Source organism: Streptomyces sp. NPDC001070, assembly GCF_053598835.1.
Window position 1 is genome coordinate 106,370 of sequence record NZ_JBSFLB010000028.1, and the last position, 20,869, is coordinate 127,238.

General features: G+C 73.9%; 17 protein-coding genes and 2 pseudogenes. 7 read left to right on the top strand and 12 right to left on the bottom strand.

Going from position 1 to position 20,869, the window contains the following annotated elements; all coding sequences use genetic code 11:
• The first annotated feature begins 26 nt into the window (after nucleotides 1–26).
• Nucleotides 27–881: a hypothetical protein gene (locus ACWDAS_RS30355; protein ID WP_450397439.1), complete on the top strand. Its 855-nt coding sequence runs from the start codon at nucleotides 27–29 to the stop codon at nucleotides 879–881.
• 51 nt (nucleotides 882–932) lie between these two features.
• Here ACWDAS_RS30355 and ACWDAS_RS30360 read toward each other — a convergent pair whose 3' ends face one another.
• The 6 genes and pseudogenes from ACWDAS_RS30360 to ACWDAS_RS30385 form a co-directional block, all read right to left on the bottom strand.
• Entirely contained in the window at nucleotides 933–2,432 is a 1,500-nt protein-coding gene (locus tag ACWDAS_RS30360; protein WP_450397441.1) for a pyridoxal phosphate-dependent aminotransferase, read from the bottom strand.
• Nucleotides 2,433–2,824: 392 nt separating this feature from the next.
• Nucleotides 2,825–4,039: pseudogene (locus ACWDAS_RS30365) on the bottom strand (pyroglutamyl peptidase); the annotation flags it as partial.
• A gap of 81 nt (nucleotides 4,040–4,120) precedes the next feature.
• On the bottom strand, nucleotides 4,121–4,876 hold the full coding sequence (locus ACWDAS_RS30370) for a class I SAM-dependent methyltransferase (RefSeq protein ID WP_450397443.1): 756 nt from the start codon (nucleotides 4,874–4,876) through the stop codon (nucleotides 4,121–4,123).
• Between the two features lie 88 nt (nucleotides 4,877–4,964).
• Nucleotides 4,965–5,768, bottom strand: a complete 804-nt coding sequence (locus tag ACWDAS_RS30375) for an EI24 domain-containing protein (RefSeq protein WP_450397445.1) — start codon at nucleotides 5,766–5,768, stop codon at nucleotides 4,965–4,967.
• Nucleotides 5,769–5,832: 64 nt separating this feature from the next.
• Nucleotides 5,833–6,432 (bottom strand): hypothetical protein, encoded by a 600-nt coding sequence (locus ACWDAS_RS30380; protein WP_450397447.1) that lies wholly within the window; start codon nucleotides 6,430–6,432, stop codon nucleotides 5,833–5,835.
• Nucleotides 6,433–6,689: 257 nt separating this feature from the next.
• The gene (locus tag ACWDAS_RS30385; protein WP_450397448.1) at nucleotides 6,690–9,206 is read right to left on the bottom strand and encodes a glycoside hydrolase family 3 protein; all 2,517 of its coding nucleotides are present in this window, start codon (nucleotides 9,204–9,206) and stop codon (nucleotides 6,690–6,692) included.
• 143 nt (nucleotides 9,207–9,349) lie between these two features.
• Between ACWDAS_RS30385 and ACWDAS_RS30390 the strand changes: the two genes are divergently transcribed.
• Nucleotides 9,350–9,973 (top strand): TetR/AcrR family transcriptional regulator, encoded by a 624-nt coding sequence (locus tag ACWDAS_RS30390; protein WP_450397449.1) that lies wholly within the window; start codon nucleotides 9,350–9,352, stop codon nucleotides 9,971–9,973.
• 50 nt (nucleotides 9,974–10,023) lie between these two features.
• Here ACWDAS_RS30390 and ACWDAS_RS30395 read toward each other — a convergent pair whose 3' ends face one another.
• Complete coding sequence (locus tag ACWDAS_RS30395) at nucleotides 10,024–11,031, bottom strand: NADP-dependent oxidoreductase (RefSeq protein WP_450397451.1); 1,008 nt, start codon at nucleotides 11,029–11,031, stop codon at nucleotides 10,024–10,026.
• Nucleotides 11,032–11,222: 191 nt separating this feature from the next.
• Here ACWDAS_RS30395 and ACWDAS_RS30400 point away from each other — a divergent pair, with 191 nt between their 5' ends.
• Nucleotides 11,223–11,570: a hypothetical protein gene (locus ACWDAS_RS30400; protein ID WP_450397480.1), complete on the top strand. Its 348-nt coding sequence runs from the start codon at nucleotides 11,223–11,225 to the stop codon at nucleotides 11,568–11,570.
• 11 nt (nucleotides 11,571–11,581) lie between these two features.
• Here ACWDAS_RS30400 and ACWDAS_RS30405 read toward each other — a convergent pair.
• From ACWDAS_RS30405 to ACWDAS_RS30415, 3 genes and pseudogenes are all read right to left on the bottom strand, one after another.
• Nucleotides 11,582–11,998 (bottom strand): annotated as a pseudogene (locus ACWDAS_RS30405) (SCO2400 family protein); the annotation flags it as partial.
• A gap of 40 nt (nucleotides 11,999–12,038) precedes the next feature.
• The gene (locus ACWDAS_RS30410) at nucleotides 12,039–12,902 is read right to left on the bottom strand and encodes an SMP-30/gluconolactonase/LRE family protein (protein ID WP_450397453.1); all 864 of its coding nucleotides are present in this window, start codon (nucleotides 12,900–12,902) and stop codon (nucleotides 12,039–12,041) included.
• Nucleotides 12,899–13,675, bottom strand: a complete 777-nt coding sequence (locus ACWDAS_RS30415; RefSeq protein ID WP_450397454.1) for an IclR family transcriptional regulator — start codon at nucleotides 13,673–13,675, stop codon at nucleotides 12,899–12,901. Before ACWDAS_RS30415 ends, ACWDAS_RS30410 begins: the two co-directional genes overlap by 4 nt.
• 235 nt (nucleotides 13,676–13,910) lie before the next feature.
• Between ACWDAS_RS30415 and ACWDAS_RS30420 the strand changes: the two genes are divergently transcribed.
• Nucleotides 13,911–15,809: a glycosyl transferase gene (locus ACWDAS_RS30420; protein ID WP_450397456.1), complete on the top strand. Its 1,899-nt coding sequence runs from the start codon at nucleotides 13,911–13,913 to the stop codon at nucleotides 15,807–15,809.
• Nucleotides 15,810–16,221: 412 nt separating this feature from the next.
• On the opposite strand, the gene ACWDAS_RS30425 is transcribed toward ACWDAS_RS30420, so the two are convergent.
• Complete coding sequence (locus tag ACWDAS_RS30425) at nucleotides 16,222–17,517, bottom strand: glycoside hydrolase family 6 protein (protein WP_450397458.1); 1,296 nt, start codon at nucleotides 17,515–17,517, stop codon at nucleotides 16,222–16,224.
• 199 nt (nucleotides 17,518–17,716) lie between these two features.
• Between ACWDAS_RS30425 and ACWDAS_RS30430 the strand changes: the two genes are divergently transcribed.
• A complete protein-coding gene (locus tag ACWDAS_RS30430) occupies nucleotides 17,717–18,049 on the top strand; it encodes a chaplin (protein WP_450397459.1) in 333 nt (110 codons plus the stop codon).
• Between the two features lie 59 nt (nucleotides 18,050–18,108).
• Here ACWDAS_RS30430 and ACWDAS_RS30435 read toward each other — a convergent pair whose 3' ends face one another.
• Complete coding sequence (locus ACWDAS_RS30435; RefSeq protein WP_450397460.1) at nucleotides 18,109–19,812, bottom strand: S8 family serine peptidase; 1,704 nt, start codon at nucleotides 19,810–19,812, stop codon at nucleotides 18,109–18,111.
• A gap of 174 nt (nucleotides 19,813–19,986) precedes the next feature.
• On the opposite strand from ACWDAS_RS30435, the gene ACWDAS_RS30440 reads away from it, so the two are divergent.
• Nucleotides 19,987–20,262, top strand: coding sequence for a chaplin (locus tag ACWDAS_RS30440; protein ID WP_450397461.1), 276 nt, complete (start codon nucleotides 19,987–19,989; stop codon nucleotides 20,260–20,262).
• Between the two features lie 203 nt (nucleotides 20,263–20,465).
• Entirely contained in the window at nucleotides 20,466–20,612 is a 147-nt protein-coding gene (locus ACWDAS_RS30445) for a hypothetical protein (protein ID WP_450397463.1), read from the top strand.
• Nucleotides 20,613–20,869: the final 257 nt, after the last annotated feature.

Consider the following 20,869-nt stretch of genomic DNA (forward strand, 5'->3'; position numbering starts at 1 on the left):
TTTCGCATTCCACGAGGGAGTCCCGAATGAGTCCTGACGGCAGGTCCCCTTCGCCGCGCAGGTCCCGGCGGTACGGACGGCTGACCGGTGTGGTGGTGCCGCTCGCCGTCGCCGCTGCGGCGGTGTCGGTGCCCGTGCTCGCCACGACCCCCGGTGCCGTGACCACGGCGGCCGGCGCCACCGTGCCCGTGAACGACCCCCGTCCACCCGGCACGCGCAGCGTGGCCGACCGCGACGACGAGGGTGACGACGGCGGAGGCGACGAGGACGCCCGTGACGAGGGCGGCCGCGACGACGAGCGCGGGGACCAGCGGGGCGGCCGCGACACCGACCGGGGCGACAACAACCGGGAGGACGACCGCGGGGACGACCAGGGCGGGAACCGCCGCGACGACGACCGCGGGGACGACCAGGGCGGGAACCGCCGCGACGACGACCGCGGGGACGACCAGGGCGAGAACCGCCGCGACGACGACCGCCGGGACGACAACGGCCGGGACGACCGCGGGGACGCACGGGACGAGGGGCGGCACGACCGGGACGACGGGCAGGCCCGGGCCTGCGTCAGCATCGACTCCACCGTCCGGAGGAACGACCAGGAGATCTCCGTCGCGGTGTTCGAGGGCCGCACCTTCATCGGCGGCCGCGCCCTCCCCCGCGGCCGGTTCGTCTGGCATTCCCTCAGCGGGAACCGGGGCTACCTGCGCGGCGTCTGCGGCGCCACGGTGAGCACCGCGGGATCCGGCGTGTGGGTCAAGGCCATCACCCGGGACGGGCGGGTGATCGAGACGCATTGCACCCTCCACGAGACCCACGACAAGCGGGGCACGTGCGGGGACTGGAAGACCCTGGACAACCGGGGGTTCCGGACGGCCAGGTGACCGTGCGCCCGCGTGGGCCGGTGAGGGACCGGCCCACGCGGGCGCGGTGTGTCAGGAGGCGTCCTGCCAGTACAGGGCGGGCCGCGGGGTGCCGGGCGGCACCGCCGCGAAGGCGGGCGGGACCTCGGCGGTCAGGGCGGCGTAGGGTTCCGGGGCCGGTGCCTGCGGCTGAGGCTGCGGTTCGGGCCGGACCTCGTAGACCGGCTGCGGCGGGGCGGGGGGCGGCGCGAGGGGCTGCTCGTACAGCGGCTGGGGCGGCGGGGCCTGCTGGATCTGCGGGAGTTGCTGCTGCACCGGCGGCGGCTGGATCTGCGGCAATTGCTGCGGCACCGGCTGGGGCGGCTGCTCCTGGACGGGTGCGCTCGCGGCCGGCGGCGCGGGGGCGGGGGCGGCGTACCAGGTGCTGCCGTACAGCACCGTGCTCAGGCCGGTGAGCAGCCGTTGGACGTCGGCCTGGGGGCGGACCACCAGCCGCATGAAGCGGCTGCTGCTGCCGAGCTTGTTGCCGCACTCGCGGACCAGGACCCCGTGCTCGGCCAGCAGCCGGTCGCGCAGGACGGTGCCGTCGACGCCGTCGGGGAGTTTGACGAAGACGAAGTTGCCCTGGGAGGGGTAGACCGTCAGCCCGGGCAGCGCCGCGAGCTGCCAGGTCATCTCCTGCCGGTCGCGGGAGACCAGTCGCAGGCTCTGCGCGTACTCCTCGCGGTGGTCCTTGAGCATGAAGACCACCGCCTCCGCGAAGGAGTTGAGGTTCCACTTCGGGAGCATCCGGCGGACCTTCCCGGCGAGCGCGGGGTTGGCGACCAGGTAGCCGAACCGGATGCCGTGGAGGCCGAAGTTCTTGCCGAGGCTGCGCAGGACGATGACGTTGGGCCGCAGGATCGCCTCGTTGGCGACGCTCGGCCAGGCCTCGGCGTCGGTGAAGTCGAGGAAGGACTCGTCGATGACGACGAGGTCCAGGTCGGCCAGGGCGTCCATGAGCCCGACGACGGCGTGTTTGGGGAGGAAGCCGCCGTCGGGGTTGTTGGGGTTGCAGATCACGGCCGCGCGGGAGCCCCGCGCGCGGACGAACGAGACGAAGGCCGCCGGATCGAGGGCGAATCCGGCGGCCTCGGGGAGGAGGAACATGTCGACGCGCTTCCCGGTCTCCATCGGCTGATCGGTCCAGCGCCCGAAGGTCGGTATGGGGACCGCGAGGCTCTCGCGGACGAGGAGGTGGTCGATCCAGGTGATCAGCTCGGTGGAGCCGTTGCCCATGGCCACGGTCTGGGGGTTGAGCCCGAGCAGCGAGCACAGCTCGTTGGTGATGACGTCCGTGCTGCTCGGGTAGTACGTCAGGATGTCCCGCATCGATTCCTGGAGCTTTTCGTACATGGCCGGGCTCGGGAAGTACGGATTGCACGGGATGCAGAAGTCGACGATGTCGCGTCCCCCTTCGGAGGACGACAGGCCGCCGGCGGCGCGGCGCAGCGCGAAGTACGAGGGACTGTGCGCGGTGTTCGCGCGGAACAACTCGGTGGCATTACCGGTGACGCCGACAGCGACGGTCACGGCAGAACCTCCCTCGGTCACGGGGGCCACGCCGCGGCGGCCCGCTTCCCCTTGCCCGCACAACCCTGTCGCACATCACTCACATGTGGGGCGTGTGGTGTGTTTGTGGGACAAGAGGTGCACAGGTCGTCTATCTTGCGGCCTTCAGCGGTCTCATACGGCTCCGCGCCGGAGTCCGTTCAATCACCGGGCGGCGGATCGGTGAGCGTCGGCCGCCGGCGCCCCCCCGTCGCGGCTGCGGACGTCGACGGCGACGGTGGTGATCCGGCCCGCGTCGGCCGGCGCGACGGGCTGCACCTCGCCGGCGGGAACGTTGTCGACCACCCGGGTCCGTGACCGGTCCTCGTCCAGCCTTGTGTCGCGCCCGTACGGCAGGGCGCGGAGGGGGCCCGGCCGAGCGTGCCGGCGGCCGCGACGAGGACGGCGCGGACCTGGGCGGTGATGGCGAGCCGCTCGGCGACGAACGCGGGGTCGGTGACCGTGCCGGTGTCCGGGTCGGTGTTGCCGGGGCCGAAGCGGAGCACCGGGGTGTGGACATGGCCGCCCGGGGCGGGCAGGGCGAGCGTGTCGCGCAGCAGGGTGGCCCGGTAGGCGATCTCGTTGGAGAGGTAGTCGCCGCCGCCCCCGGCGCGGGCGGCGGAGCCGGGGGTGGGGCCGCTCTCGCGGGTGACGGGGCCGGTGGCCCCGGCGGGGATCTCGGTGACGGTGGTGCGGTCGTACACCGGGAAGGGGCCCGTGCCGGCGGCGATGACCGCCGCGTACGGCAGCGTGGACGTCGTCCACTGCGGCTGCCCGGTGGCGGGCTCCCCGAGGACCGGGCCGGTGACGGAGAGCCCGGCGTTGTCCGGGTGGCCGCCGCGCCAGGCGCCGTTGAAGCGTTCGAGGTCGAAGCGCCCCTCCCGGCCCTGGCTGACGGTGGCGAAGAGGTCGACGCGGTACGGGCCTGGACGGAACCAGGGGCGCAGGGCGCGTTCCACCGCGCCGTCGGTGAAGTCGCCCCAGCGGACCGGGAAGACGACGGTCTCGACGCGGGCGGGGCCGGAGGCCGTTTCGAGGGTGACGCCGTCCAGGGCGAGCGCGGCGGCGCCGGAGGGGTTGCTGCGGCGTACGTCGAGGTCGAGCCGGAAGGGGTCGAAGCCGGTCAGCAGGATCCGCGCGGCACCCTCGCCCGCGGGCGGCCGGACAGCGTCCTGGCCCCGTGAGGCACGTTCCAGGCGGCCCAGCAGCGCGGCGCGGCCGGCGCCGGGCAGGGCGAACGCCGGTTCCCACCGCCGCAGTTCCCTGCCGAGGGCGAGACGGGCCCAGTACAGCGGCCGGTCGTCGTCCGGGCTCAGGTCACCGCCGGCGGGCCCGCGGCCCTGCGCCCGGTCGACCGCGGCCTGCCACAGTGCGTGTCCGTGCCGCCGGACGGTCCGCGCGGCCGCCGCCTGGGTACGGGCCCCCGCCAGCGCCCGGGCGAACCGCGGTGCCACGGCGTCGAAGCCGCTGCGGCGCAGGATCTCCCGCGGCGCCGCCCGGTCCAGGCGCCGCTCCTCGGCGGTGGGCGGCAGGACGCCGGGGGCGGGCAGGGCGTCGGTGGGCACACCGGGGCGGAGCGGCAGTGGCATCGTCTCGGACCTCCGGGCAGACGGGTACGGATCGGCAGCCCGGAGCATGCCGCACCGGGCTGCCCGCCCGCCAGGGCGCGGCTACCCGGGCCTGCGGACGAGGAAGAAGATGCTGGGCCCGAACCCCACCCGGGCCAGCGGGGACTGCAGCGCCCCCTCGGCCCGCACCAGCGCGGAGTGCGGGACCACCCGCTTCAGCCGCGCGCTGCGCAGATTGGAGACCGACAGCCGGCGTTCCACCCGCAGTCCCGCCGCCTCCAGTTGTGCGGCGACGGTGCGCGGGTGGTGGTTGACGAACGGAATGCTGTCGCGCTCGCGGTTCTCCGTGGAGCGGATGTCCACCGGTGACCGCGGCACCCGGCGGCGATGGGCCGCGTAGCGCAGCCGGTTGGCGGCGTGCGCGAGGTTGGCGGTCTCGACGACGGCGGTGCCTCCCGGGCGCAGCACCCGGGCGATCTCCGCCAGCGCGGGCCGCGGGTCGGGCAGGTGGTGCATGACCCGGATCATCGTGACCAGGTCGACGCTCGTGGAGTGCAGGCCGAGACCGCCCGCGCTCATCAGCCGCATGCTGACCCCGGTGAGCCCCCTGAGGTACTCCTCCGCGTCGTCCAGCTGTTTGCGGCTGGCGTCCACCAGCGTGACCCGGTCGGCGAACTCCCGCAGCACCGGCACGAGCCGGCCGTAGCCGCCGCCCACGTCCGCCGCGTGGCCGAAGTGCCGTCCGGCGAGCAGCCGGCGCAACGCGGCGACCTCGGCGTCGTGTTCGTATCCGCGGTTCTCCCAGTAGGTGCGGTAGCTGTGCTGGTTGTCGTCGTACTGGCTGGTGCGCTGCGCCATGGCGCGCCTCCCCCTCGCGTCCTCGTCCTCCCGGAGATAGGTCACGCGGCAGGTGCGGAACGGTTCCTTCCGGATCGTCCGCGGGCGCTTACGGCTTGCGGAAGTCCAGCGGCCGGACGGGCGCGCCGGGTTCCGGACGCGGTTCCGGCTCCTCCTGCGGCGGCAGGAGGGTGCGGACGAGGAGAGTGGCGCCGGCCACCGCGCCCGGCATCAGCACGACCGCGACGAGCGGGACCAGGAAGCACAGGATCAGCGGAACGCCGAAGCCGAGGGTGAGCGCCGTACGCCCGCGGAGCATGCGCATCCGCTCGCGCAGCGGGACCTCGCGGCGCTGGAAGGCGACGCCGCTGAGTTCGAGGGCGAGGAAGTACCCGGAGACGCAGAAGCCGATCGCGGGGACGACGGTCTGGCCCACGAAGGGGATGAAGCCCGCGGCGAACAGCAGGATGCCCCAGGCCGCGACCCGGACCAGCACCCGCAGGCTGTCCCGGGCGGACTGCAGCAGCTCCCGCCACAGCGGGACGTCTGGAGCGTCGGGGGCGCCGCCCTCGGTGTCGTCGACCTGCTCCGCGAGGGACTCGTAGAAGGGCTGGCCGACCAGGAGGGTCACCGCCGTGAAGGAGATCACCGCGAGCAGCAGGCCGCCGCCGAAGGCGACCGCGGTGAGCAGCCCGCGGAACAGGCCGCGCCAGGGCGAGTCCCAGTCGTCGGCGAAGGGCGTGGCCCAGGCGGTCGCGTCGTCGGCCCAGAAGGCGAGGGCGACCAGGGCCGCCACGTAGCCGACGACGGTGATCAGCGCGGGGAGCAGCCCGAAGCCGAACCAGCGGCCGTGCCGGAGCACCCAGCGCTGGCCGTCCACGAAGAGCCGTATCCCGGTGGCAAGATCTCGCATGCGCGACAGGGTATGCGACCGGGGCGCGTGCCCGGGTCCGCGCGCTGCGGGCAGGCGGTACGGCTCAGACCACGACCTCGCAGTCCTGGGTGCCCGAGGGGTCCGGGTCGAAGAGGCAGACGTCGGAACCCCCGTCGCCGGTGACGGTGCCGGTGCCGGCGATGTCCGTGGCCCGGAGGAAGACGACGTCGTCGCCCAAGCCGCCGCTGACGGTGCCGGAGTTGGCGGTGGCGTCACCGATGAGGTCGATGAGGTCGCCGCCGTCACCGCCGGTGACCTGCCCGGTGTTCTCCCCGTCGATCTCGATCATGTCGGCCGCGGCGCCGCCGTCGACGGTGCCCGCGTTGCCGCCCTCGACGGTGATGACGTCGACGCCGCCGCCCCCGCTGACCACGACGCCGGCCGGGACGCCGTTGGCGCACTCGATCTCGTCGAAGCCCTCGGTCCCGGTGATGCTCGCGCCGGTGACCTCCTGGCCGTTCACCGTGCAGGTGGCGACGGGGGGCACGGAAACCGCGGGGCCCACGGGGGCGGTGGGGGCGGTGGGATCCTCGGGGCCGGGCGTCCCGCTGGCCTGTACGGAACCGGTCAGCAGCGCGGACGCGGCGGCCAGGAGGAATGCCGCGCCGGCCAGGACCGGACGGGTGCGCATACGTGCCGTCATCGCTGCTCCTCGGGTGGACGCCTGGAGTGGGGCGCGGATGGCACGAGCGTCGGCTCGCCGGAGGTGCCCCGCAATCGGGCGGGGGCCGCCCGGGGGACCGGCGGTCCGTGGTCCTGATGCGCCGTCACCCCGTGGGCGGCGCTCCCGCGGCCGGGCGGACGACGTCCGCGGGGAGCGGTTCGAGGAATGCGCGGCCGGGGTGCGGGGAGGCCCCGCACCCCGGGGAGGGTGTCAGGGACCTCCCCGGGGTGCCTGGGTCAGCCGCCCACGGCCACCGGCACCGTGAGACGGCGGTCGGCGACGCTGCGCGCGACCTCGGCGGTGTACGTACCCGGAAGAGTGCGCCATCCACCCTCCGCCGCGTCCCAGATCTGCGCGGCCCGTCGGCGCAGCGCGATCCGCGCCTCGGTCACGGCGCCCGCGGGGAGTTCCACGGAGAGGAATCCGGCCAGCACGCGGGCCGGACGCCCGGCAGCCGCCACGTCGTCCCCGGGTGCCGCCAGGTAGACCTGGACGACCTCGCGCCCGGCGCGGTCGCCGGTGTTGCGCAGCCGTACCGTGACGGTGCCCAGCGCGTCCGCCGCCTCGTCCGCGGGCAGGTCCTCCGCCGGCGTGAAGTAAGCGCCCTCGTAGGCCCAGTCGGTGTAGCCGAGCCCGTGGCCGAACGGATACGCGGGTTGCGTCCCGGCCCGCTCCCACGCGCGGTAGCCGATGAAGACGCCCTCCTCGTACCGCAGCACCCCGTCCTCCGGCACGACCCGGCTGACCGGGGCGTCGGCCAGCCGCACCGGCCAGGTGGTGGGCAGCCGGCCGCCGGGCTCGGCGGCGCCCAGGAGCACGTCCGCGAGCGCCGCCCCCGCCTCCTGCCCGGGGAACCAGCCGATCAGCACCGCCGCGACCTCCTCGCGCCACGGCATCTCCACCGGCGAGCCGGCGTTCACCACGACCACCGTCCGCGGGTTCGCCGCGGCCACCGCGCGCACGAGTTCGTCCTGACGGCCCGGGAGCCGCAGGTCCTTGCGGTCGAAGCCCTCGCTCTCGACCCGCTCGGTGGTCGCGACGACGACCACCGCGACCTCGGCGTCCCGCGCCGTCTCGACCGCTTCCGTGATCAACTCGTCCCCGTCGCGCCGCGGTTCGCCGTGCACCAGCGAGAAGACGACCGCCCTGACCGGCGCGCCCCCGGTCCTCGGGACGGTGTGGGTCAGTGCGACCTCGACCGGCACACCGGCCGTCAGCTCGGCCCGGCCGCGCTCGACGGGCGCCCCGAACATACCCTCGAAGGGGCCGGACTCCGGACCGGCGGCCTGTGTGCCGTCGAAGAGCACCGTGCCGTCCACGACCAGCCGGAACCCGCCCAGGCCCCGGGTGCCGAACTGGTGGGCGCCGCTCTCGCGCGGGGTGAAGGTGCCGGTGACCTCGACGGAGTGCAGCGCGTCGTGGGTCACGCCGTCCGGCAGGTCGCTGCCCATCCACTGGACGTGGCCGCCCGGTAGCGTGCACCCGCCGAGGACGCCGCCCGCCGCGTCGCGGCAGACCGCGCGCAGCTCGAACCCCGGTCCGGCGGGCGCGAGTTCCTCGTTGGGGTCGGCGCCCACGGCGTAGGCCAGGGCGGCGCCCTCGGGCAGGGCGGCGCGCAGGCCGTCCAGCGGCGAGACCACGTGGGCGGGGAAGACCTGCGCGGAACCGCCGCCGAGCACACGGGCGTCGCGCGCGGCCGCGCCGATGAGCGCCAGCCGGCGCACCGCGACGGGGTCGACGGGCAGCACGGGCCGCTCGCCACGCGGTTCGTTCCGTACCAGGACGAAGGAGCGGCGGGCGATCTCCCGGGCGAGCGCGGACCCGTCGATCGCGGCGGGGATCCGCTCGGCGGGCACCGCCGCGGGGGTGCCCTCCAGCAGGCCCACCCGGGCGGCGAGCCGCAGCACGTTGCGCACGGCCGCGTCGACGGCGGCCTCCTCGACACGCCCGTCCCGCACCGCGCGGGCCAGTGCCTCCCCGTAGACGGTGCGCGGGCCGGGCATGGCAACGTCGAGCCCGCCCGTGATGGCGGCGACGGTGTCCCGGGCGGCCGCCCAGTCGGAGACGACGAAGCCGTCGAAGCCCCACTCGTCGCGCAGCACCTCGTTCTGCAGGTGGTGGTGCTCGGTCATGGTGGGGCCGTTGACCGCGTTGTAGGCGGCCATGACCCCCCACGGGCGGGCGTTCCTGACGATGGCCTCGAAGGGCGCGAGGTAGAGCTCGCGCAGTGCGCGGGCGCCGACCACGTTGTCGACGGTGAAGCGCTCGGTCTCGGCGTCGTTGGCGACGAAGTGCTTGACGGTCGTGCCGACTCCGCCGTCCTGGACGCCCGCGACGTAGCCGGTGCCGATCTCGCCGGTGAGGTACGGGTCCTCGGAGTACGCCTCGAAGTGCCGTCCGCCCAGCGGCGAACGGTGCAGGTTGACGGTCGGGGCGAGCAGGACGTGCACGCCCTTGCGGCGGGCCTCCTGGGCGAGCAGCCGGCCGGTGCGGCGGGCCAGGGCGGGGTCCCAGGTGGCGGCGAGCGCGGTGGGGCTGGGCAGCGCGACGGAGGGGTCGTCGGCCGTCCAGCGCACGCCCCGGACGCCGATGGGCCCGTCCGACATGACCAGGGAGCCCAGTCCGATCTCGGGCAGTGCGGGCAGGGACCACATGTCCTGCCCGGCCAGCAGCCGTGCCTTCGCGTCGAGGTCGAGCTTGCCCAGCGCCCGCTCGACCGGCTCGTCGAGCGGGGTTCCGGAGGTGTCGCTCATGGGGTGGACTCCTTCGTGAGGACGAAACATCCCGTCGCCTGCCCGACATCCTCGAACCCGCGCCCTGTTGATCGGTAGGCGTCGTCACCCATTCGTTACTTTCTACCGTCCGCGGGCGACGCCGGAGGGTTAGGCTCACGCTTGTGACTGCCAACGACCACGGCCGGGGACTCGGCCGCTCGGTCCGCAACGAGGACCGCAAGGCGGAGATCATCCAGGCCGCCCTCGAAGTGATCGCCGAGCGCGGCTACCGGGGCGCCTCGCTGGCCGCCGTCGCGGAGCGGGTCGGCCTCACGCAGCAGGGCCTGCTGCACTACTTCCCGACCAAGGAGGCTCTGCTCATCGCGGTGCTCGACGTCCGCGACCAGTGGGACATGGCCTCCGCGGCGCTGCACGGCACGGCCTGGCCGATGGAGATGGTCGCCAGCCTCGTGGAGTACAACGCGACCCGGCCGGGCATCGTCCAGGTCTTCTCCGTGCTCGCCGGCGACAGCGTCACCGAGGACCATCCCGCACGGGAGTACTTCAGGGACCGCTACACCAGGGTGCGCCGGTGGGCGGCCGATTCGCTGCGCAGCGAGTACGGCGGGACGCTGCCCGGCGGCCTCACGCCCGAGCAGGCCGCACCGCTGCTCGTGGCCGTCATGGACGGTCTGCAGCTGCAGTGGCTGCACGACCCGGAATCGGTGGACATGCCGGCGCTCTTCCGCCACTTCGTCGCCCTGCTGACCCCCTCCCGCGACGGCGAGGAACCCCGCGGCGCGTGAGGGGCGCGCTCCCCGGGAGCACGCCCCTCGTCCTCGTTCCGGCCGCCGGGCTACTCGGGCAGACGCACCAGCATCTTCCCGGTGTTGTCGCCGCGCAGGACGCCCAGGAAGGCCTCCAGGTTGTTCTCGATCCCGTCGACGACGGTCTCGCGGTACTGCAGCTTCCCCTCGCGGATCCAGCCGCCGACCTCCTGGACGAACTGCGGCTGCAGGTCGTAGTGGTCGCCGACGAGCATCCCCTCCATGCGGAAGCGCTTGGCGATGATCTGCGCCAGGTTGCGCGGCGCGGGGGTCGGCTCGGTGGCGTTGTACTGCGAGATCATGCCGCAGACGACGATGCGGCCGCGGAGGTTCATGGCCGCGATGGCCGCTTCGAGGTGCTCGCCGCCGACGTTGTCGAAGTAGACGTCGATGCCCTCGGGCGCGGCCGCCGCCAGCTGCTCGGCCACGGGGCCGTTCTTGTAGTTGAAGGCCGCGTCGAAGCCGTACTCCTCGACCAGCAGCTTGACCTTCTCGTCCGAGCCGGCGCTGCCGATCACCCGGGAGGCGCCCTTGAGCTTGGCGATCTGGCCCACCTCGCTGCCGACCGCGCCCGCCGCGCCGGACACGAAGACGGCGTCGCCCGCCTTGAACTCCCCGACCCGGGTGAGACCCGCGTAGGCGGTCAGGCCGGGCATTCCCAGAACACCGAGGTACGTGGAGAGCGGCGCCACGTTCTCGTCGACCTTGACCGCGGTCTCGGCGTTGACCAGCGCGTACTCACGCCAGCCGAGGAAGTGCAGCACGTGGTCGCCGGGGGCGAAGCCCTCCGCGCCGGAGGCGACGACACGGCCGACCGCGCCGCCCTGCATCGGCTTGTCCAGCTGGTACGGCTCCGCGTACGACTTCGCGTCGTTCATGCGGCCGCGCATGTAGGGATCGACCGACACGTACAGGTTGCGCACGAGGATCTGGCCGGGGCCGGGCTCGGGGACCTCGGTCTCGCGCAGCGCGAAGTCCTCGGGCTTGGGCCACCCGTGAGGGCGGGAGACCAGATGCCATTCACGGCTCTTCGGCATGGGGGAACGCCTCCAAAGCTTTAGGTTCTTAACTAACCATGAGCCTTGATGTTTGAGGAAGTCAAATAAATCGGCATGGGCGTGTCCCGTCGCACACGGGCGGCACGACGGCCGTCAGTGCTCGGGTACGGCTCGGGTACGGACGGAAGGACGGGCCCGGTGCCCGTCAGGTGCACCACCACAGGAAACGGGTGCAGGTCGGCGTGGGCCGCGGGGACTGCGTGGTGGGCTGGGGCGCCGGAGTCGTGGGATCCGGGGCCGAGGTGGTGGAGCCGCCGCCGGCGGGAGCCGTGGCCCCGGAGCTGGCGGGGGCGTGGCTGGCCGAGGCGGAGGCCGAGGGCGACGCCGACTCCTTGTCGCTCGCCGAGGCGCTGGGCGACGCGGAGGCGCTGGCGCTGCGCGACGCCGAGGCCTCGGACGCGGGCTTCGCCGGGTCCCTGGAGGCGTCGCCGCTGGGCGAGGAGGTCTCCTTGGGGGAGGTGCCGTCGGTGCGCGTGTCGCCCGAGGCGGCCGAGTCCGTGCTGGTCCCCGTCACATAACCGGCCAGCGGGAGTTCCGCCACGCTCCAGCCGACGAGCACGATCGCAGCGCCCACCAGGGTGCCGACCAGCAGCCGGGAGCGGCGGCGGCTGCGGATGCGGCGGGTGCGGGCCCGGCTGCCGGAGCGGCGCGAGGTCTCCGCGGAGCCGCGGGCCGCGGCCTTGCGGCGTTCCGCGCGACCGCCCTCCGGTGCGCCGTCGGCCCCGGCGGCGCCGGCCGCGGGCTCCCGCGCGGGCGCGTCGGCAGCCCCGTTCGCACCGAGCTGGTGAGCGGGCGTTCCGCACCCCGGGCAAGAAAGGGCGCCGTTGATGTGCCGTCGGCAGGCTGCGCAGTAGTCCATTGCACGGGCAGCGTATGGGACGCGCCGATACGACGTACATATGAGTCGGCCGTCAATCCCGTGAAACCTCTGTGAAACCCGGGACATGCGGGTTTAGGCCGCCGATCACCGCCGAATCCCCACGGAATCATCCACCGAAAGGCACATCGGGCATCCCCTGCCCGGCTCCCGGCAGCACCAGCAGCGATCCCGCCAGCGGCCGCGCCGCCAGCTCGCGTGCGTCAAGGCCCGTGCTCGCGGAGGTGATGTAGAGATCGGTCAGCTCCGGCCCGCCGAACGCGCAAGCGGTGGGACGCCGTACGGGCACCTCGACGACCCGGTCCAGGTCGCCGCGCGGGGTGTAGCGGCGGACGGCCGCCCCGTCCCACAGGGCCACCCAGACGCAGCCCTCGGCGTCCACCGTGAGGCCGTCCGGGAAGCCCGCGGACTCCTCGACCACCGCGAACGGCCGCCGGTCGCGGACGAGTCCGGTGTCCCGGTCGACGTCGAAGACGTCGACGCGCCGGGTCGGGCTGTCCACGTAGTACATCAGGGAGCCGTCGGGGCTCCAGTCCGTGCCGTTGCTGACGGCCACGTCGTCCAGCACCGTCTCCACCGTGCCGTCCGGGGCCACCCGGCGCAGTGTGCCGCCGCCCGGCGCCTCGTCGTAGCGCATGGTGCCGGCCCACAGGGTGCCCGCGGCGTCCACGGCCGCGTCGTTGGCCCGCCGGCCGGGGACGGGGTCACGGTGCAGCCAGCGGAAGGCGCCGTCCGCGTCGTACAGCCCCACCCCGTCACGCAGGTTGACCACCACGCCGCCGGCCGCGCGCGGCTTGGCCGCGCCGACGTGCTGCCCGGTCGCCATCACCGACTCGCCGCCGCCTGCCGGGTCGTACCAGTGCACCCGGGAGGCGAGGATGTCCACCCACAGCAGCCGCGCGCCGGCCGGGTCCCAGGTGGGTCCCTCGCCGAGCACCGCCCCGGCCTTCAGGGCGAGTTCGACCCCGCTCACCGCACGCCGCCGCGGTGGCCCAGGCGCTCGGACAGCTCGGCGGCACCCTTGACGGCCAGCTCCTCCAGCTCGGCCCGGCGCTCCTCGCTCCAGCGGATCATCGGGACGGAGATGCTGAGCGCGGCCACCACCTGTCCCGCGGAGTCGCGGACCGGGGCGGCGACGCAGGAGACGTCCGGGTTGGACTCGCGCTGCTCGACGGCGAGGCCGCGCTCGCGCACCGCGGCGAGCTGACGGCGCAGTTCGACGGTCGAGGTGATGCTGTGCGGGGTCATCGCGGCCAGCGGCCCGTCGTCGGGCAGCCGCTGGTCCAGATCGCCGGGGCTCAGCGAGGCCAGCAGCATCTTGCCGACGGAGGTGCAGTGCGCGGGCAGCCGGCGCCCGGCCGCCGACACCATTCGCACCGCGTGGGTGCTGTCCACCTTGGCGATGTAGATGACGTCGGTGCCCTCCAGGATCGCCACGTGCACCGTCTCGTCACAGGTCTCGGCGACCGAGCGGGCCACCTGCTGGCCCTCGGCGGCCAGGTCCAGTTGCTCGGCGTAGCGGCTGCCCAGCTGGTACGTGCGCACACCCAGCCGGTAGCGGCCGGACTGACCGGGCTGCGCCACCAGGTAGTTGCGCGCGGCGAGGGTGGTGACCAGCTCGTGCACGGTGGTGCGCGGCAGACCGAGCCTGCGGGTGATCTCGGGCGCGGACATCGTGCCGTCGCCCTCCAGGAAGAGCTCCAGGATGTCCAGGGCTCTGGTCACGGCGGGTACGAGACGTCCCATCTCTGCTCGCTCTCTCCGGCGTCTGTTCGAGATTCCGTAAAGCGATCGATATCGCGAACGCAGCGTATCCACGCCGGGGCGTAACGGGCAATGGCCCCGCAGCACGCCACGCCGATTGTCGGCTTGTCGGACAACCCTAGGGCCATTTGCTAGTTTCTCAGTGCCCATCGGGTGCTTTGCACCAGTTTCTGACGTTTCGGTGATTCCTTCACCTCTCTCTTCCTACGGGGTCGCCGTGACGATCACGCCCAGCAGCATGCGCAGGACTCCCGCCCGGCCCGCCGGGCTCGTCCCCTCCCCGGCCACCGGCGACGGGGGCCCGCCCGCCCCCGGCGCGGAGGCCGCCTCCCGCTACGACTACGGGCGCTACAGCACCCTCGCCGGGCCGCTCAACGACCCCCCGCGGCCGGGCGTGCTGTACCGGGTGAGGTATCGCAGCCTGCTGTCCCGCGAAGGGCACCGCGTCCGCACCGGGCTGCTGCTCGCCGCCGCGCCCCTGGTGTCGCTGGCCCTGCTGGTCTGGCTGGTGCAGCCCCGCCACTGGTCGCACCGCGAGCACATGCCGCAGTGGGCGCACGTCGCGGACATCGCGATGCTGGTCACGATCGCTCTGATCGAGCTGTTCCGCCTGGTCGGCCTCGTCTCCAACGCCCACGCCAAACTGGTCGCACGCGACCCGGTCCCGGTCGCCCCGGCGCCGGGCACCCGCGTCGCCTTCCTCACCTCCTTCGTTCCGGGCGAGGATCCCCTGGAGACGGTGCGGGCGACCCTGGAGGGCGCCGTGCGCGTCCGCCACGAGGGCCCCCTCGACGTGTGGCTCCTGGACGAGGGCGACGACCCGGAGGCCCGGCGGCTGTGCGAACGGCTGGGCGTACGGCACTTCACCCGCGTGGGCGTCGAGCGGTGGAACCAGCCCAAGGGTGCCTTCCGCGTCCGTGCCGGGCACGGCGACCAGAACGCCTGGCTGGACGCCCACGGCGACGACTACCAGTTCATGGCCCGCGTCGACACCGGCCACGTCCCGCTCCCCAACTTCCTGGAGCGGATGCTCGGTTACTTCCGCGACCCGGACATCGCCTTCGTCGTCGGCCCCCAGGTCCACGGCAACTACGACACAGCCGTGACGAAGGCCGCCGAGAGCCGGCAGTTCCTGTTCCACGCGCTCGTCCAGCGGGCCGGCAACCGCTACGGCTCCCCCATGTTCGCCGGGACCAACAACGTTGTGCGCGTCTCGGCGCTGAAGCAGGCCGGCGGCCTGTACGACTGCGACACCGCGGAGATGGCCACCGGCCTGGAGATCCACGGCCGCCGCAACCCCGCCACCGGCCGCACATGGCGGTCGGTCTACACCCCGGACGTCCTGGCCGTCGGCGAGGGACCGTCCTCCTGGACCGACGTCTTCACCCAGCAGCTGCGCCGCAGCCGCGGCACCTACGAGACGCTGATCAGGCAGTTCTGGAAGGCCCCGCTGAAGCTGCGCCCCGGCAGCCTGCTCAACTACGCGCTCGCGGCGGCCCACTACCCCGTGGCCGCCGTCAACTGGCTCCTCGGCGGTCTGTCCTGCGCCCTCTTCCTCGCGCTCGGCGCCTCCGGAGTCCACATCGACTCCTCGGTGTGGATCACGCTCTACGGCAACGCCGCAGCCCTCCAGATCGGCCTCTGCCTGTGGAACCGGCGGCACAACGTCGGCCCCCACGAGCCGAAGGGCTCCTCCGGCGCCGCCGGCATGGTGATGTCGGCCCTGTGCGCCCCGGTGTACGCGCTCTCCCTCGTACAGGCGGTGCTGCGGCGCAGGCCGCGCTTCGCCGTCACGCCCAAGGGCGGCTCGGCCGGCCCCGACCGGCTCGCGACCTTCCGCGTCCACCTGCTGTGGGCGGCCCTCTTCGGCGGCTCCCTCATCGCCTCCGTCTTGCCGGGCCGCACCCACATCGCCGTCGGCACCTGGGCCGTGATGGCACTGCTGGTCACGCTGGCCCCGCTGCTGGCCTGGCGGTGCAGCGTGCTGCGGCGCCGCGTCGTCGGGCTCCGCGCGGAACGCCGGGCCCGGCGCCGGGCCCGCGGCCGGCACCGCGCGCCGAAGCAGCCGGCCTCCACCCGGGTGGCCGCGGTACGTCACCACGTGGTGAGGAAGTAGGGGCCGGAAGGGCCCGACGACGGCCCGCGCCTGTACCGCGCGCACGGCCGTGACCGGCCCCGGGAACGGCCGGGCCCGTACACCCGAACGAAGCCGGCCCTCCGCCGGGCACTCGCTGCCTCAACGTCGTCCTCACCCCGGACGACCGGTTCCTCACCACCGGCGGACGGTCACCGGGCCAGCGGCACGACGCCGCCGGCCGGGCGGCGGACAGCGCCCCCAGCCCCAGCCCCGCTCCCGCTGACCAGGACAGCGGCCGCACCGGCTGCTTCGCGGCGCGATCGCCGCGGGCGGACCGGCCGGCATCGTGGCGGCCCGTCCGGTCCCGCCCGGAGAAGCACAGCCGCCCGGTCACTTCGCGGACCCCCGAAAGGACCCGGCGCTCGTGCCGAGCAGCCGGTACCGCTCTTCGTCATCGACCGCCGGGGGACGCGGACCCGGGTACGGCGGAGGGGACCGCCGCGGAAGCCGGGGCGGACACGGAACCCGGGGCAGGCACCGAAGCCGGGGCGGACACCAAAGGCGGGGCGGAGGCGGGAGCAGGGGCGGAGGCGGGAGCAGGCGGCGACGCCGGGGCCGGCACAGTCCGTACGGGGGTCCGCGAGGGGACGGCCGGGGTCCACGTGGGAACCGCGGGAGCGGGCCGCGGTGCCCGCACTGACGGCCGGCGCCCCGCCTCCCGGGCCAGTTCGAGCGCGTACGCCGACCACCAGTGCCCTTCGGGCGGCGCCCCCCGGCAGGCGCCGTCGGACTCGCCGGGGCGTTTCACCCACAGGTAGGCGTCCACCAGGGGGCTGCCGGTACGGACGGTGGGCGCGGGGCCGAGCGCCCGGTCCGGCGGGTTGCACCAGGACTGCGCGTCCCTGCGCACGGCCGCCCAGGGGCCCTTGCCGTTACGGCTGGTGTCGATGACGTAGTGGGCGCCGCCGAGCAGCCCGGACAGCCGGTCGCCGTACTCCTTGCTGGCGTCGGTGGTGTGGAAGCCGGCGACGTTCAGCGAGAAGCCGTCGGCCCGGCCGATCCCGGAGAGCCGCAGCATCGCGGCGAGCCCGCGCAGGTCGGAGACCCGGCCGGGGTTGCCCGCGTCGAGGTAGACCCGTGTGCCGGGGTGCGACTTGAGGACCCGAACGGCCTCGCCGAGCAGCGCCGCCCGGCCCGGGAACGGGGCGGCGGCTCCCGCGCAGCCGGCCACCAGATCGGCGACGGCGTCCGGTTCGAGGACCACCAGGGCCGGGCGGTCGCCGATGCCGTCGGCGACGCGGGCGATCCAGCGGCGGTAGGCGGCCGCGTCGGCGGCACCGCCCGTCGCCCGGCGGCCGCAGTCGCGCTGCGGGATGTTGTGGGCGACCAGCACCGGGATGCGGTGGTCGCGCTGGGCGGCCACGGTGATCCGGCGGACCTCGCCCGCGGCGTCCGGGGTCCGGTCGCCGACCCAGGTGGCCAGCGGCTGCTCGGCGATCCGTCGCAGCAGCGCCGCGTCCCCCGTGCGGCCACGGGCCTCCCAGGCGTCGGCCTGCCGGGCCGCCCGGTTGTCCGGGTCCACCCAGAACGGGGAGGGCCCGCCGGCGACCGGCGGACCCTCTCCCGCGAGGGCCGGGCCCGCGGCCCACCCCGTCGACAGCAGCACCGCCGCGCCGACCAGTCCGGCGACGACGCGTCCTGCGCCGGTATTGAGTCGTCGAGTACACGCGGTGGCAGCCGGTCCCATATGACCTACCGTCACATCGGCGACCGGGCCCCGCCGCTTCTGGTGCGCCGAACGGCCCTCCGGAGCCCGACGAGCCGACGATTCGTCATCCGGAACCCAAATCCGGTACGACTATTCGGGTGATCATGCGCATCCATGGACAAATCGCATCGTTGGTCAGCTCACGACCTTTGGTCCCTCGAGTCCGAAAGGAACAGAAGTGAAGCGTTTCTCCAAGGCCGTCGCCCTGACGGTCGCCACCGGTGCCCTCGTCCTCGGCTCGGCCAGCGCCTCCCTCGCGGACGGTTACGGCGACGACTACGGCAGGGGCGGCGGCCACGGCTACGGCAAGGGCTACGGCTACGACGGCTACGACGGCTACGGCGGCCGCGGCGGTGCCAACGCCCGCGCCATCGCCGTCGGCTCCCCCGGCTTCCTGAGCGGCAACGTCATCCAGGTGCCGATCAACCACCCGATCAACATCTGCGGCAACGGCTTCAACTTCCTCTCCGCCCTCAACCCGACCGGCGGCACCGTCTGCCTCAACCACTGACGCGGTCGTCCCTCCTCCCGGGGCCGCCGGAGGGCACTCCCTCCGGCGGCCCCGCCAGGTCACAGGTTGTTGGTGAAGGCGGCCAGCCGCGCGGTGCCGTAACCGCCGTCGATGGGCACATTGCGGATCGCGTGGCCGGTGAGCCACTCGCTGAGCGCGGCGAAGGACGCGTCGCCGTGGGTGTCCTTGTACAGGGCGGCGATCCCGGTGACGTGCGGAGCGGCCATCGACGTGCCGTCCATGTCGCGGAAGGTCCCGTTGAGGTACGCGGACAGGATCCCCATGCCCGGCGCATGGATGTCGACGCACGTGCCCCAGTTGCTGAACCAGGCCCTGCGGTCCTCCTGGTCGATGGCGCCGACCGTGAAAGCCGCATTGGAACTGGCCGGCGAGACGAAGCACGCGTTGAGGTTGTCGTTCCCTGCCGCGGCCACCGGGAACACCCCGGCCCGCGCCAGGCCCTCGACGGCACGGTTGGCCGCCTGCGACCAGCGGCCGGCGAAGGACAGGTTCGCCACCGCGGGCTTCCTCGCGTGCCCGGCGACCCAGTCGATGCCGGCGATGACCGCGGAGTTCGCCGTACGCCCGACGCAGGGGAAGACCCGCACCGACACCAGCGTCGTCTTGCGGGCGACACCGGTGTAGCTCCCACCGACGGTGCCCGCCACATGGGTGCCGTGGCCGTTGCAGTCCCCGCCGTCCAGGCCGTCGCCGATCGCGTCGAAACCGGGCACGGCCCGCCCGCCGAAGTCCGGGTGGGAGAACTCGATGCCGCTGTCGACGATGTACGAGGTGACCTTGGAGCCGGTGGCGTGCACGGAGTAACCCGAGCCGCCGAGGGCCCGGTTGTTGATCCGGGTCAGCCCCCACGGCGTGAAACCGCCGAGGGCGCGCGGTCCCTTCGCCCGCGTGGGGCCGGAGGAGTCCGGGACCGGGGCGGAGGGCGACGCGGGGCCGGGGAGGATCTGCGGGAGCAGCACCGGTTTGGTCCCGGGCCTCGGGGACGCGGGGGCCACCGGTGGCCCGGGATCGGGCGAGGACCCCTCGGGCACGGCCCGTCCCGGTCCGGCTTGCCCCGGTCCGGCCGGTTCCGGTCCGGCCGGTTCCGGCACAGTCCCTTGCGGCACGGCCCCGTCCGGCGCCGACTGCCCGGGCGACTCGTGTCCCGGCGCCATCTCCTCGGGAACGGCTTGTTCCGGGTCTGCCTGGCCCGGTCCCGCCTGCTCGGGTGACTCCTTCCCCCCCGGTGCCTGCCGGGGTCCCTGCGGTCCCGCGTCGGGCGCCCCCTGCTCCGGGCCCGCCCCACCCGGCGGTCCCGGGTCCGGTGACGGGGCGTCGGGGGCGGTGGTGTCCTGGGGGAAGTCGACGGGGCCGGATGGCCCGTCCGGGGAACCGACCGGGTCGGGGGGCTCCAGGTCGCTGTCCGCGGGGGCGTCCTCGCCGAGCGGGATGGTCACCACCGCGTCCTGTTCCACCTCGTCGACGCCTGGCGCGGCACGCACCCGCTGCAACTGGGCTGGGGTGAGCCGGGCCGCGAAGCCGGGCAGCGCGTGACGGTAGGTGAACAGCGGCTCGACGCCGAGCCCGTCGAGGACGGACCGCGGCTCGGCGCCGGGCTCCAGCGTCACGATGTACTGGCCCGGGATCGCCCCCGGGGGGCCGGGCCGCGGTTCCGCCGCGCTCGGGAGGGGCGCCGCCGAGACAAGGGCGGGAAGGGCAGTTATCAAGGCGGCGGAAGCCGTCCGCCGCAAGGAAAGACGCATCTGCGGGGCTCCTTTGACCGGTCATGGAATCTGACGACCCCCCAGGTTTCTGGTTATCAGCTGACCATCCCGGCCGCCCGGTCCCGGCGGCTGTTCGGGTGACGCTCCGCATCCGCCCCGCCTTGCGCGTCGTTGACCAGACCGCACGTCAGTGACCAAGGAAAGGAAAAGCTCGTGAAGCGTCTCTCGAAGGCCGCAGTGCTGACCGTCGCGGCCGGTGTCGCGGTTGTGGGCAGTGCGGGCGGCGCGCTCGCCAGCGACGGTGGCAAGGGCCACCACTACGACCGCGGCGGTGCCTCCGCGGAGGGCGCGGCCATCGGCTCCCCGGGTTTCCACAGCGGCAACGTCACCCAGCTGCCGTTCAACCACCCGATCAACATCTGCGGCAACAGCCACAACTGGGGCGGGCTGCTGAACTTCACGGCCGGCAACGCCTGCATCAACGCCTGACGGCGGCGCCTCCGGCGCCCCGCCATCGGTCCGCACCGGATCTGGAGCACTCGCAACATGCTGAAGAAGGCACTCGCCTGCGCCACACTCGCGGTGGCCCTACCGGCAGCGCCGCGGCCCTCGCGCCGACCGCCCAGGCCTCCGACGTCCACGGTGGAGCGTACTCGCAGGACGTCAACGTCCTGCGGCACCTCTGCCTCGACGTGAAGCGCATCAACGCATTGAGCGGTGCTCCGATCGACGCGCTGACCGGGGCCGGTGCCCGGCGGTGCAACGAGAAGTCGAAGGTGGTGGACGCGCACAAGTCGGCACTGTCGGATCTCGCCGACGTCGGCGCGTACCAGAACTGACACCGGGCGGGTTCTCCGGCGGCCGCCCCCGATCCACGGGGGCGGCCGTCGCCCGTGTGCATGCGTCAGGGAAGCGGACCGCGAAAAGGGCCCGGCCCCACGGAATTCCGTGGGGCCGGGCCCTTCGCGTGCTTGGCCGCGTCAGTTCTGTCACGCTCCTGCGTCGATCAGGTCGGAGAGTGCCGACGTGTGCCCGTCGACGACCTTCGGCTTCTCGTTGCACTGCCGACCACTGGTCTCGGTCAGGAGGCCGACCG